Source organism: Nonomuraea sp. NPDC049141, from assembly GCF_040648415.1.
GTDB lineage: Bacteria > Actinomycetota > Actinomycetes > Streptosporangiales > Streptosporangiaceae > Nonomuraea.
In genome coordinates this window covers 417282-429746 of sequence record NZ_JBEZDR010000009.1, presented here as the reverse complement: position 1 = coordinate 429746, position 12465 = coordinate 417282, and the positions used below count along the sequence as shown (strand labels likewise).

At 69.7% G+C, this 12465-nt stretch carries 12 protein-coding genes; 4 read left to right on the top strand and 8 right to left on the bottom strand.

Annotation, left to right across the window (positions count from 1 at the left end):
- Positions 1–128 precede the first annotated feature (128 nt).
- The 4 genes from AB0B91_RS28690 to AB0B91_RS28675 all read left to right on the top strand — a co-directional run bounded on the left by AB0B91_RS28690 (position 129) and on the right by AB0B91_RS28675 (position 3503).
- Positions 129–1013, top strand: a complete 885-nt coding sequence (locus AB0B91_RS28690) for a peptidylprolyl isomerase (RefSeq protein WP_358325869.1) — start codon at positions 129–131, stop codon at positions 1011–1013.
- Between the two features lie 60 nt (positions 1014–1073).
- Positions 1074–2303 (top strand): DUF349 domain-containing protein, encoded by a 1230-nt coding sequence (locus AB0B91_RS28685; RefSeq protein WP_358325866.1) that lies wholly within the window; start codon positions 1074–1076, stop codon positions 2301–2303.
- 95 nt (positions 2304–2398) lie between these two features.
- Positions 2399–3361, top strand: coding sequence for a nucleotidyltransferase domain-containing protein (locus AB0B91_RS28680; RefSeq protein ID WP_358325863.1), 963 nt, complete (start codon positions 2399–2401; stop codon positions 3359–3361).
- Positions 3276–3503, top strand: coding sequence for a cupin domain-containing protein (locus tag AB0B91_RS28675; protein ID WP_358326041.1), 228 nt, complete (start codon positions 3276–3278; stop codon positions 3501–3503). The genes AB0B91_RS28680 and AB0B91_RS28675 overlap by 86 nt, the downstream gene beginning before the upstream one ends.
- Here AB0B91_RS28675 and AB0B91_RS28670 read toward each other — a convergent pair.
- From AB0B91_RS28670 to ruvC, 8 genes are all read right to left on the bottom strand, one after another.
- Positions 3484–5676: a bifunctional (p)ppGpp synthetase/guanosine-3',5'-bis(diphosphate) 3'-pyrophosphohydrolase gene (locus AB0B91_RS28670; protein WP_358325860.1), complete on the bottom strand. Its 2193-nt coding sequence runs from the start codon at positions 5674–5676 to the stop codon at positions 3484–3486. The two genes, AB0B91_RS28675 and AB0B91_RS28670, sit on opposite strands and share 20 nt — an antisense overlap.
- 175 nt (positions 5677–5851) lie before the next feature.
- Positions 5852–6370, bottom strand: coding sequence for an adenine phosphoribosyltransferase (locus AB0B91_RS28665; RefSeq protein ID WP_358325857.1), 519 nt, complete (start codon positions 6368–6370; stop codon positions 5852–5854).
- Between the two features lie 217 nt (positions 6371–6587).
- Complete coding sequence (secF, locus tag AB0B91_RS28660; protein ID WP_358325854.1) at positions 6588–7580, bottom strand: protein translocase subunit SecF; 993 nt, start codon at positions 7578–7580, stop codon at positions 6588–6590.
- Position 7581: 1 nt separating this feature from the next.
- Positions 7582–9387: a protein translocase subunit SecD gene (secD, locus tag AB0B91_RS28655; RefSeq protein WP_358325851.1), complete on the bottom strand. Its 1806-nt coding sequence runs from the start codon at positions 9385–9387 to the stop codon at positions 7582–7584.
- A gap of 42 nt (positions 9388–9429) precedes the next feature.
- Entirely contained in the window at positions 9430–9861 is a 432-nt protein-coding gene (gene yajC, locus AB0B91_RS28650) for a preprotein translocase subunit YajC (RefSeq protein ID WP_358325849.1), read from the bottom strand.
- Between the two features lie 218 nt (positions 9862–10079).
- Complete coding sequence (ruvB, locus tag AB0B91_RS28645; protein ID WP_358325846.1) at positions 10080–11111, bottom strand: Holliday junction branch migration DNA helicase RuvB; 1032 nt, start codon at positions 11109–11111, stop codon at positions 10080–10082.
- 37 nt (positions 11112–11148) lie between these two features.
- Positions 11149–11754 (bottom strand): Holliday junction branch migration protein RuvA, encoded by a 606-nt coding sequence (ruvA, locus tag AB0B91_RS28640; RefSeq protein WP_214638633.1) that lies wholly within the window; start codon positions 11752–11754, stop codon positions 11149–11151.
- Complete coding sequence (gene ruvC, locus AB0B91_RS28635; RefSeq protein WP_358325842.1) at positions 11751–12314, bottom strand: crossover junction endodeoxyribonuclease RuvC; 564 nt, start codon at positions 12312–12314, stop codon at positions 11751–11753. The genes ruvA and ruvC overlap by 4 nt, the downstream gene beginning before the upstream one ends.
- Positions 12315–12465: the final 151 nt, after the last annotated feature.

Sequence of the window (12465 nt, the reverse complement as noted above, 5' to 3'; positions counted from 1 at the left end):
GATCTCGTCAAAAAAGCCAATGGGAATGTAACCGAAGGGTACCGGTGCGGGTCGCCGGGCTGCGAATCATTACCCGTTGGCCGATACGATTCGCCCACCTCAGTTGATTGACTATGGGAGGCAAAGCGGTGGCCACGGGGAAGGACCGGCAGAAACAGCTGGCACGCGAGCACCACGAGCGGCAGATGGCGCGCCGGCTCGAACGCGAGCAGCGGGCCAAGCGCATGGCGATCATCGGCTCCACGGTGGGCGTGATCGTCGTGGTGGGGGGCATCGTGGCCGCGGTCGCGTTGCTGGGCGGCGGCGACTCCAAGACCGACGCCGCCGCGACGGCGCAGCCCTCGGACACGGCGGTGCCCTCGGCCTCGGCCTCGGCGACGCCCGCCGCGGGCCCCAAGCCGTACAACGCCGCGACCGGCACGTGCGACTACGTCGCCGACAAGAGCGGCGGTGTGGTCAAGGACGTCGGGCTACCGCCGAAGAAGGTGAAGCTCAAGCCGGCGACCAAGACGATGACGCTCAACACGAACCTGGGCGACATCGTGGTGCAGCTCGACAACGCCAAGGCGCCCTGCACGGTCAACTCTCTGGCCTACCTGGCGGAGAAGAAGTTCTACGACGGCAGCAAGTGCCACCGGCTGGGCAGCGCGCAGTTCCCGATGCTGCAGTGCGGAGACCCGCAGGCCAAGGCCGACGGCAAGGGCGAGTCGGACGGCGCGGGCGGCCCCGGCTACGTCATGGGCGAGGAGAATCTCACGGGCGCCACCTACAAGCGCGGCGTGATGGCGATGGCCAAGACACAGGCGCCGGGCACCACCGGAAGCCAGTTCTTCCTGGTCTTCGGCGACCTGCAACTCACCCCGGATTACACGCCAGTGGGTACGATCACCAAGGGTCTCGACATCCTCGACAAGGTGAACAAAGCGGGCGTCATCGCGGGCGGACAGGATGGCACCGGGGCACCTAAGGAAACCGTCGTAATCAAAGACGTGACAATCTCTGGCAAGAGCTGACGTAATACAAACTAGGGACAGTAGTCCCGAAGGGTCTGATGGATAGTGCGGGAGGACACGGTGAGCACCGACCCGTGGGGCCGGGTAGACGACGACGGCACCGTCTACGTGCGTACGGCTGAGGGAGAGCGAGCCGTCGGTTCCTGGCAGGCCGGTGAACCGGACGAGGCACTGGCCTACTTCCATCGCAAGTACGACGAGCTGGCCGGCCAGATCACGCTGCTCGAGCAGCGGGTCAAGGGCACCGACCTGGCTCCGGCGCAGGCCGAGGCCAGCATCGTCAAACTCCGCGAGGCGGTCGCCGAGGCCCACGCCATCGGCGACCTCGCCGCGCTGACGGCCCGTCTCGACGGCCTGACGGAGGTGGTCGGGCAGCGGCGCGAGGAGGTCAAGGCCGCGCGCGAGCACGCGCGCGCCGAGGCCAAGACGGTCAAGGAGCGCATCGTCGCCGAGGCCGAGCGCATCGCCGACGAGACCACCCACTGGAAGTCGGGTGGCGAGCGGCTGCGCCAGCTGGTCGAGGAGTGGAAGGCGGCCGACCGCATCGACCGGGTCACCGAGGCGGCGCTGTGGAAGCGGCTGTCGGCCGCCCGCACCGCCTTCGCCAAACGGCGCAAGCAGTACTTCGCGGGGCTCGACGAGCAGCGCGAGGGCGTACGCGCCGAGAAGGAGCGCATCGTCGCCGAGGCCGAGGCGATCGCCGACTCGACCGACTGGGCCACGACGGCGGCCGTCTACCGCGACCTGATGCAGCGCTGGAAGAGCGCGGGCCGGGCGTCGCGGGAGGCCGAGGACGAGCTGTGGGCGCGGTTCAAGGGCGCCCAGGACCTGTTCTTCCAGGCCCGCTCGGCGGTGTTCGCCGAGCGTGACGCGTCCCTGGCGGCCAACGCCGAGATCAAGGAAGTGCTGCTGACGGAGGCCGAGAAGATCCTTCCGGTCACCGACGTACGCACGGCCAGAGCGGCGCTGCGCCACATCCTGGAGCGCTGGGAGGCGGCCGGACCGGTGCCGCGCGAGCAGCGCGACCGGCTCGAAGGCGGCCTGCGCAAGGTGGACGACGCCGTGCGCAAGGCCGAGGACGCCGAGTGGAAGCGGTCCAACCCCGAGGCCAGGGCCCGCGCCCAGAGCACGGTCGACCAGCTGCGCACCTCGATCGAGCAGCTGGAGAAGCGCCTGACCAAGGCCCAGGCCGCCGGACGCGCCAAGGACGTGAAGGAGGCCGAGGAGGCCATCACGGCGCGCCGTTCGTGGCTGGAGGAGGCGGAGCGGACGCTGGCCGAGTTCAGCTGAGGTTCGCGCCAGTCCGCGGGCGAAGGGGGTCGCCTGCGTGCCCGGCTTCCAGGGTGCCGGGCCCATGAGGGCGCGGGAGCTTTAGGGTGGCAGGCATGGATCCCGTGCCCGCCGCGCGCGCCCTGGTCGCCGAGCGGTTCCCGGACGCTCTCTACGCCTTTCTGGGCGGCAGCGCGCTGACCGGCCGCCGTACGAGCCGGTCCGATCTCGACGTGGTCGTGGTGCTGGACGGCCTGGCCGTGCCCTACCGCGAGTCGCTGCGGTGGCGTGAGTGGCCGGTCGACCTGATGGCGCACAACGAGCTGAGCCTGATCGCCTACGCCGACCGCGATCTGGCCGGCCGCCGGCCCACCCTGCCGCGCGTGTGCGGGGAGGGGGTGGTGCTCACCGACCGGGCGGGACGGGCCGCCGAGGTCCAGGCGGCCATGCGCGAACGCCTCTCCGCCGGTCCCGGCCCCGCCGCGCCGGGGATGCTGGACCGGGCCCGCTACGTCCTGTCGGACCTGCTCGACGACCTGGCGGGCGCGACGGACCCGGGCGAGCAGGCGTTCGTCCGCTGGCAGATCGTCCAGGAGTCGGCCCGGCTGGCGCTGACGGCCGCGGGCCGCTGGCACGGCTCGGGCAAGTGGCTGCTGCGCGAGCTGCGCTCCTACGACGCGGCGCTCGCCGACGAGCTGCTCTCCGCCCACGACGATCCGGTACGCCTGGCCGCCACGGCCACGAGCGTGCTGGAGCGGGCCGGAGGGCGCCTGTGGGAGGGCTACCGGGCGGACGGGGACCCCGTTCCACCAACGGCTGCGTCACCTCACCTCAGGCGATCTGACGTCCGAGACCGCCCAGAGCTCCGGCATGCACCGCCTGGCGGCCGTCAGCGGGCGTACGGCCGGGTCCGGCAAGCTGTGGATGGGCCAGACCCACGTCGCCCCCTCCACGCGCTCGGCGGATCACCATCACGGGGCGTCGGAGACGGCCATCTACGTGGTCAGCGGCACGCCGTCGTTCGTGTTCCTGGACCCCGGCAGCGCGGGCGAGACCCGGCTGGACACCAAGCCGGGTGACTACATCTTCGTCCCGCCCTATGTGCCGCACCGCGAGGAGAACCCCGACCCCGATCAGGAGGCCGTGGTGGTCATCGCCCGCAGCACCCAGGACGCGATCGTGGTCAACCTGCCCGACCTGGCTACGTACTGGCGCCGCTGACCCGGTAGACGTCGAAGACGCCCTGAATGCTGCGGACGGCTTTGAGCACATGACCGAGATGCTTGGGATCGCCCATCTCGAAGGTGAACTTGCTGATCGCCACCCGGTCTCGTGAGGTGGTCACCGAGGCGCTGAGGATGTTGACGTGCTGGTCGGACAGGGTCCTGGTGACGTCGGACAGCAGGCGGGGCCGGTCGAGGGCCTCGACCTGGATGGCCACCAGGAAGACCGAGTCGTCGCCCGGCGACCAGCTCACCTCCACCAGGCGGTCGGGCTGCGTCTTGAGCTGCATGATGTTGGTGCAGTCGGCGCGGTGCACGGACACCCCGTGCCCCCGGGTGACGAAGCCGACGATCTCGTCGCCGGGCACCGGGGTGCAGCACTTCGACAGGCGTACCCAGACGTCGCTGTCGCCCGCGACGACCACGCCCGCGCCGCCACCGCCCCTGGGACGGCCGCGCAGACGCGTCGGGAGCGAGGTCTCGGCGATGTCCTCCTCGGCGCTGTCGACGCCGCCGATGGAGGCCACAAGCTTCTGCACGACCGTCTGGGCGGCGACGTGCCCCTCCCCCACGGCCGCGTAGAGGGCCGAGACGTCGGGATAACGTAGGTCACGGGCCAGCGCCAGCAGCGACTCGCCGGACATCAGGCGTTGCAGCGGCAGCCCCTGCTTGCGCATGGCCCGGCCGATGGCCTCCTTGCCCGCCTCGATCGCGGTCTCGCGGCGCTCCTTGGAGAACCACTGGCGGATCTTGTTGCGGGCGCGGCCGGACTTGACGAACTTGAGCCAGTCGCGCGACGGGCCGGCGTCGGGTGACTTCGAGGTGAAGATCTCGACCGTGTCGCCGTTGCCCAGCCGCGACTCCAGCGGCACCAGGCGGCCGTTGACGCGGGCGCCGATGCAGCGGTGGCCGACCTCGGTGTGGACCGCGTAGGCGAAGTCGACCGGGGTGGCCCCCTCCGGCAGCGCCACCACCTGGCCGCGCGGGGTGAAGACGTAGACCTCGGAGACCGACAGGTCGAAGCGGAGCGACTCCAGGAACTCGCCCGGGTCGGAGGTCTCCTTCTGCCAGTCGAGGAGCTGGCGCAGCCAGGCCATGTCGCTGCCCGGCTTGACCTTGCCGGCCGGGCCGGGGGCGCCGACCTCCTCTTTGTACTTCCAGTGGGCGGCCACGCCGTATTCGGCCCGGTGGTGCATGCCTTGCGTGCGGATCTGCAGCTCGACGGGCTTGCCCTCGGGGCCGATCACCGTGGTGTGCAGCGACTGGTACATGTTGAACTTGGGCATCGCGATGTAGTCCTTGAACCGGCCGGGGACCGGGTTCCAGCGCGCGTGGATCGTTCCGAGGGCCGCGTAGCAGTCGCGCACGCTGTCGACGAGGACTCTGATGCCCACCAGGTCGTAGATGTCGTCGAAGGCCACGTCCCTGGCGATCATCTTCTGGTAGACCGAGTAGTAGTGCTTGGGCCGGCCCTTGACCACCGCGCGGATCTTCGCCTCGCGCAGGTCGCCGGAGACCTTCTCGATGACCTCCTGCAGGAACAGGTCCCTGCGCGGGGCCCGCTCCGACACCATGCGCGCGATCTCGTCGTAGCGCTTGGGGTAGAGCATGGCGAAGGCCAGGTCCTCGAGCTCCCACTTGATGGTGTTCATGCCCAGGCGGTGGGCCAGCGGGGCGAAGATCTCCAGGGTCTCGCGGGACTTCTGGTGACGCTTGTGCTCGGGCAGGTAGCGCATCGTGCGCATGTTGTGCAGCCGGTCGGCCAGCTTGATGATCAGCACCCGGATGTCGCGCGACATCGCCACGACCATCTTGCGCACGGTCTCGGCCTGCGCGGCGTCGCCGAACTTGACCTTGTCGAGCTTGGTGACGCCGTCGACCAGGGACGCGATCGTGTCGCCGAAATCGCCGCGCAGCTCGTCGAGGCTGTAGGCGGTGTCCTCGACGGTGTCGTGCAGCAGGGCCGCGCACAGCGTCTCGTCATCGGTGCCGAGCTCGGCCAGGATCGTCGCGACGGCCAGCGGGTGGGTGATGTACGGGTCGCCGCTCTTCCGCTTCTGGTCGCGGTGGTGGTAGGCGGCCACGTCGTAGGCGTGCTCGATCAGGCGCAGGTCCGCCTTGGGATGGGTGGCACGGACCGTCCTGAACAGCGGCTCCAGCACCGGATTCATGGCCCCACCCCCAAACCTCCGTCGACGCGCAGCCGGAGCACCGGGCGCCGTCTCGGCATTCCCTGCGTCAGTTGCGTCGGGCACGACCACATCGCGGGGCACACAGACTCCTTACCTTCGAGTCCAGGCCCCCCAGTGTATCCAGGTGAGAAACCTGGCCTGTCTTGGGGCGGGCTCAGACGATCACAAGGGAGCGCAAATCCACTCCCGCAAGACGCTCGCGTCCTTTGAGAAAGGCCAGCTCCATCAGCACGGCGACGCCGACGACCTCGGCTCCGGCCCTGCGCACCAGCTCCACGGTCGCCTCCGCCGTGCCGCCGGTGGCGAGCACGTCGTCGACGATGAGCACCCTGTCACCTTCGGTGAAGGCGTCGCGGTGCACCTCGATGGTCGCGGAGCCGTACTCCAGATCGTAGGACTCTTCAAGAGTTTCGGAGGGCAGTTTGCCCTTCTTTCTGATGGGCACGAATCCGGCCCCCGCCCGGTAGGCCACCGGAGCGGCCAGAATGAAGCCCCGGGCCTCGATTCCGACGATCTTGTCCACATCGTACGCCCCGGCCAGCTCGTCGACCACAGCCGTGAACACCGCCGAGTCGGCCAGCAGCGGGGTGATGTCCTTGAACATGACTCCCGGCTGGGGATAGTCGGGCACATCCCTGATGCGGTCGCAGATCAACGAGCTCAGGTCGCTCATGACGGCACTCCTTCGGTTGACCGCCGGGCGGTCGCTGCTTCCCACGACTGACGGCCTCCATGATGGCCCATCCTGGGCACCACCGGCGCCGGGTGGGTATTGGGTGGCATTCACCCGGTTATGTCCGTCTCTGTGAGGGCCCTCAGGGCCTCCACAGAGCGACGCCCCCTCCCTGGGTGGGCGGGGGCGTCGTTCGTGCGTGTACGGGCCGTGTGGGCTAGCCCTTGGCCGTCGCAGCCTTCTTGCCGCCCTTGGCGGCCTTGGGGCCGGTGGAGGCGAGCCGCCGGGCGATGGCCTGGTATTTCGGCTCCCGCTCCTTCAGCGTCACCAGCAGCGGCGTGGCCACGCACAGCGAGGAGTAGGTGCCGACGATCATGCCGACGAACAGCGCCAGCGACAGGTCCTTCAGCGTGCCCGCGCCGAGCAGCGTGGTGCCGATGAACAGGATCGCCGCCACCGGCAGGATCGCGACCAGCGAGGTGTTCAGGGATCGGATCAGTGTGTGGTTGAGGGCGTTGTTGGCCGCCATCGAGTAGGTCTGCTTCGACGCGCTGCCCAGCTTGGCCGTGACTTCCTTGATCATGTCGAACACCACGACCGCGTCGTAGAGCGAGTAACCGAGGATGGTCAGGAAGCCGAGCAGCGTCGCGGGCGTGACCTCGAAGCCCGACCAGGCGTAGACGCCCGCCGTGATGACGAGGTCGTGGATGAGCGCGACGATCGCGGCCAGCGCCATCTTCGGCTCGAACGCCATCGACAGGTACAGGATGATCGCCAGCATGAAGACGCCCAGGCCCATCCACGCCTTCTGCGACACCTCGCCGCCCCAGGACGCGCCGATCGACTGGATGTCGACGTCCTTGACCGGGACGCCGTAGTCCTTCGAAATGGCGTTCTGGACCTTGGTCACCTCACCCTCGTCGAGGGTCTCGGTGGTGACCCGCCAGCGGTCGCCGGCCGTCTGCACGATCGGCTGGTGCACGCCCTCCTCGAGGAAGGTGTCGCGGACCTGCACCACAGAGCTGTTCTGCGGCGCTTTGAAGGAGAAGACCGACCCGCCCTTGAACTCCACGCCCAGGTTGAGCCCGTTGAAGAGCAGCCCGGCGAGGGACACGATCAGCAGGAAGCCGGAAAGGCTGTACCAGAGCTTCCAGCGGCCGACGAAGTCAACGTCGATCTCGCCGCGGTAGAGGCGACGCCCCAGTCCCATGTCAGGCCTCCTGCGGGGTGGTCGTACGGCCGGTGGTGTGGCCAGGGTCTTCCCTCATGCGCTCGGCGTCGAGGCCGGACAGCGGGTGACCCTTGGCGAAGAACTTGAGCTTGGCCAGCACCGCGATGAACGGCTTCGTGAACAGGAACACCACCACGACGTCGATCAGCGTGGTCAGGCCCATCGCGAAGGCGAACCCGGCCACACCGCCCACGGCGAGCACGTACAGCACGACCGCGGCGATGAACATGACGGCATCGGCGATCAGGATGGTGCGGCGCGCACGCACCCAGGCCACCTCGACGGCCGCGCGTAGCGTCCGCCGCCCTTCCTTCATCTCATCACGTATGCGTTCGAAGTACACGATGAAGGAGTCGGCGGTGATGCCGATCGAGACCACCAGGCCGATGATGTGCGGCAGCGACAGCCGGAACCCGGCGTTGTGGCCGAGCACGACCACGGTCGTGTAGGTGAGGATCGTGGCGACCACGAGGCTGAGGACGGCGACGATGCCGAGGCCGCGGTAGTACAGCAAGCAGTAGAAGAGCACGAGGGCCAGACCGAAGGCGCCGGAGATCAGGCCGCCCATGAGCTGGTCTTGGCCGAGCGTCGAGGACACGGTGTCGATCGAGCTGCGAGTGAACTTCAGCGGCAACGCGCCGTACTTGAGCTGGTCGGCCAGCTCGGTGGCGCTCTGCTGGGTGAAGCCACCGGTGATCTCGGCGCGGCCGCCCGGGATCGGGCCGATGATGTTGGGCGCGGTGATCACGACGCCGTCGAGGACGACGGCGACCTGGTTGCGCGGCGCCTGCGAGTTGTAGGCGGTGGAGGTCAGCTTGCTCCACGCGGTCGCGCCCTGGCTCTTGAAGTCGAGCTGGACGAGCCACTGGGTGGTGCCCTGCTGGACGCCGGCGCTGGCCGTGTTGATGTCGGTGCCGACGACCTTGGCCACGTCGAGGACGTACTTGAGGCTGCCGTCGGACTCACAGGCGGCGAACTGCTTGGCCGGGTCGTCCTGGACGCCCTGGCCGCGGTTCTTCGGGTCGCTGCAGTCGAGCTTGTTGAACTGCGCGAGCACGTCCTTGTCGATGCCCTGGGTGTTGATCGCCGGCGCGCCGTCCTGAGTGGGCTGGCCGCTCGGCGTCGGGGTGGGCGCCGGAGTGGCCTTGCCGTCCTTGGTCTTCTCCGCCTTCGGCGTCTCCTTGGCCTTCGGCGTGGCAGCCGCCGACGGGGTGGCCGACGGTGCGACCAGCGCGGACGACAGAGCCTTGCCCGTAGGCGACGTGCTGGGCTTCGGGGCCCCCGCCGACTGGGACGTGGACGGCTTGGCCGACTGCGTGGGTGCGGAGGACGGGGCTGTGGAAGCCGTGGAGGACGGCGAAGTGCCCGGCTTGGGCGCCTCGGTGGCGAGCTCCTGCGGGGTCTGCGTGGCCGCTATGGCGAGCACCTGGCGGAAGCGGAGCTCCGCTGTGGTGCCGACCAGCTTGATGACCTCCTCCTGACCCGCGCCCGGAACGGAGATGATGATGTTGTCGCCGGACTTGGCGACCTCCGCGTCGGAGATGCCGGTGCCGTTGACCCGGTCGCGGATGATGTTCACCGCGCGGTCAAGGATCTCCTCGGGCGGGGCGGCACCGTTCTGGGTCACCGGTGTGAGGGTCACCGTCGTGCCGCCGGCGAGGTCGAGCCCCAGCTTCGGCGTGAACGCCTTCTGCAGGAACATCGTCCCGCCCAGGGCGATGATGAGCGCCAGCAGCACCAGGAGCGTTCGCCCCGGTCGGCTGTGGCGGCTGGTCGGTCGGGCCACTGGTCGTCAGTCTTTCAGATAGGGGTTTGAGGCAGAGCCTGGTCAGGACTGCTTGGAGCTGGAGTCCTTGCCGCCGTCGCGCTCCACGGTCGGCTCGGTCTCTTCGCGGGGGGTGTCGTCCTTGTCGTCGACCTTGGCCTCGTGGGCGGCGGTGTCGTCAGCGGCGGCGTCCACCACGGGCTCGTCATCGAGGGGCTCGTCAGCCGGGGCGTCGCCGGGAGTGACGACGCGCCCGATGGCGGCCTTCACCCATCGGGTCTCGATCCCGGGAGCGACCTCAAGAACCACATCCTCATTCTCTACTGCGACCACGGTGGCGAACAGGCCAGTCGTCGTCATGACCCGAGCACCCGGCGCCAGTGAGTTCTGCATGGCGGTCGCCTCTTGCTGGCGCTTGCGCTGGGGGCGGATCAGCAAGAAGTAGAACACCACCACCAGAAGGATCAGCGGCAGGATGCTTCCGAGTTGTCCCATGTCCATAAGGAGCGACCTTCCATTGTCGTACAAGAAGTTGACACCGGCCTCGCGCCGGAAATTCCGTGCGTAACGTCGGGGCCGCGCCGCTCAGCCCGTCAGCCTACACAGCCAGCCAAGCCACGGAGTGTAGGCCGTTGTTGCGAAACGCGGCAACGAGGCAGCGTTTCGGCGCGCGGGGAAGTTCCCATATTGAAACGGTTGCAACCGTTCTGTGATCAGTCGAAAAGCGTCGCTCCGAAGGCGTCGGGCGGCGGTGTCATCCCGAGGTGGTGCCAGGCGGCGGCGGTGGCGACCCGGCCGCGCGGGGTCCTGGCCAGCAGTCCTTGGCGTACGAGGAAGGGTTCGGCCACCACTTCGACGGTCTCCGGCTCCTCGCCGACGGCCACGGCGAGCGTGGACAGGCCGACGGGGCCGCCGCCGAACTTGCGCAGCAGCACCCCGAGCACCGCGCGGTCGAGCCGGTCGAGCCCTTCGGCATCGACTTCGTACAGATTGAGGGCCGCGGAGGCGATGTCACGGTCGATGACGCCGTCCGCGCGGACGTCGGCGAAGTCGCGGACCCGGCGGAGCAGGCGGTTGGCGATGCGGGGCGTGCCGCGCGAGCGCCGGGCGATCTCGTGCGCGCCTTCGACCGGCAGCCGCACGTTGAGCAGCCTGGCCGAGCGGTAGAGGACCCGCTCCAGCTCCTCGACCTCGTAGAAGTCCATGTGCGCGGTGAAGCCGAACCGGTCGCGCAGCGGCGCGGGCAGCAGCCCGGCCCTGGTAGTGGCGCCGACCAGGGTGAACGGCGCGATCTCGAGCGGGATCGCGGTGGCTCCCGGGCCCTTGCCGACGATGATGTCGACGCGGAAGTCCTCCATCGCGAGATAGAGCATCTCCTCGGCGGGGCGGGCCATCCGGTGGATCTCGTCGATGAACAGCACCTCGCCCTCGGCCAGCGTCGACAGGATGGCCGCGAGGTCGCCGGCCCGCTCCAGGGCCGGCCCTGACGTGATGCGGAGCGGAGCGCTCAACTCGGCTGCGATGATCATAGCCAGTGTCGTCTTGCCCAGACCCGGCGAACCGTTCATCAGCACGTGATCCGGCGGCCGATTGCGCCGCATGGCGCTCTCCAGCACCAGCGACAGCTGCTCCCGCACCCGCGCCTGGCCGATGAACTCGCTCAGCCGCTTGGGCCGCAGCGCCGCCTCGATCTGCACCTCGTCGCCCTCGGCGTCGGGTGACACGAGATCACGCTCGAGGCTCACGCCTCCACCTCCCACCGCGGGGACCGGGCCGGCCCGCTCATCGCGCGCTGCTCAGCGATCGCAGGGCGGACTTGAGCAGGACGGCGATCTGCGGGTCGTCACCGGCCTCCGGCTCGATGATGGCGATGGCCTCGTCGGCGTCCTTGCTGGAGTAGCCCAGCCCCACCAGCCCCGAGTGGACCTGGTCGCGCCAGGCCGCCACTCGCCGGCCGCCGTTGAGTGCCGCGTCGACCGCCTCGTCGGGGGTGCCGAGCCGGTCCTTGAGCTCCAGGACGATGCGCTGGGCGCCCTTCTGGCCGATGCCCGGCACCTGGGTGAGCGCCTTGAGGTCGGCGGAGGCGACGGCCACGCGCAGCGCGTTGGGCGAGTGGACGGCGAGCATGGCCAGCGCCAGCTTGGGGCCGACGCCGCTGGCCGTCTGGAGCAGCTCGAAGACCGTGCGCTCGTCGGCGGTGGCGAAGCCGAAGAGGGTGAGCGACTCCTCGCGCACCACCAGCGACGTGGCCAGCCGCGCCTCCTCGCCCACCCTGAGCGTGGCCAGAGTGGCGGGTGTGCAGTGGGTGAGGATGCCGACCCCGCCGACCTCGATCACCGCACCGTAGGGGGCGATCGCCGTCACCTGCCCGGCCACCGACGCGATCACAGCGCCACGTCCTTCCTTGTCGTACGGGCCTGTGCGGCGCGGCCCTGAGCCTTGGCCTTGGCCATGGCCTCGGCCAGGCGGTGCTGGGCCCCGCCGCGCCACACGTGGCAGATGGCCAGGGCGAGCGCGTCGGCGGCGTCGGCGGGCTTGGGCATCTCGCTGAGCCGCAGCAGGCGGGTCACCATGGCGCCGATCTGCTTCTTGTCGGCGGTGCCGCTGCCGGTGATGGCGGCCTTGACCTCGGACGGGGTGTGCAGCGCGACGGGCAGGCCGCGCCTGGCCGCGCACAGGACCGCGATGCCCGCCGCCTGGGCGGTGCCCATGACCGTGCGGACGTTGTGCTGGCTGAACACCCGCTCGACCGCCACCGCGTCGGGGCGCACGTCGTCGAGCCACTGCTCGATGCCGGCCTCGATGCCGACCAGCCGGGCGCCCAGCTCCTCGTCGGCGCCGGTGCGCACCACTCCGACGGCCACCAGGGACAGCGGCGCGCCCGGCCGCCCCTCGACCGCGCCCAGGCCGCACCGGGTCAGCCCCGGATCGACGCCCATCACCCGCACCGACCTGCCTCCCCGCGCCGCCGAACATCTGTTCGGCACGAGACTCTACCCCGGCTGACGTGCCCGCGCATCGGGAAACGCCCTGCCGGACCGGCGAACGAGGGCGGGCCGGCGGACGAAGCGGGCCGGCGAACGTGGGCGCGCCGACGGA

Bases quoted from the DNA above. Each gene is read 5' to 3' on its own strand.
- AB0B91_RS28670 (WP_358325860.1), bottom strand. From the start codon at position 5,676: ATGAATCCGGTGCTGGAGCCGCTGTTCAGGACGGTCCGTGCCACCCAT.
- secF (WP_358325854.1), bottom strand. From the start codon at position 7,580: ATGGGACTGGGGCGTCGCCTCTACCGCGGCGAGATCGACGTTGACTTC.
- yajC (WP_358325849.1), bottom strand. From the start codon at position 9,861: ATGGGACAACTCGGAAGCATCCTGCCGCTGATCCTTCTGGTGGTGGTG.
- AB0B91_RS28665 (WP_358325857.1), bottom strand. From the start codon at position 6,370: ATGAGCGACCTGAGCTCGTTGATCTGCGACCGCATCAGGGATGTGCCC.
- AB0B91_RS28680 (WP_358325863.1), top strand. From the start codon at position 2,399: ATGGATCCCGTGCCCGCCGCGCGCGCCCTGGTCGCCGAGCGGTTCCCG.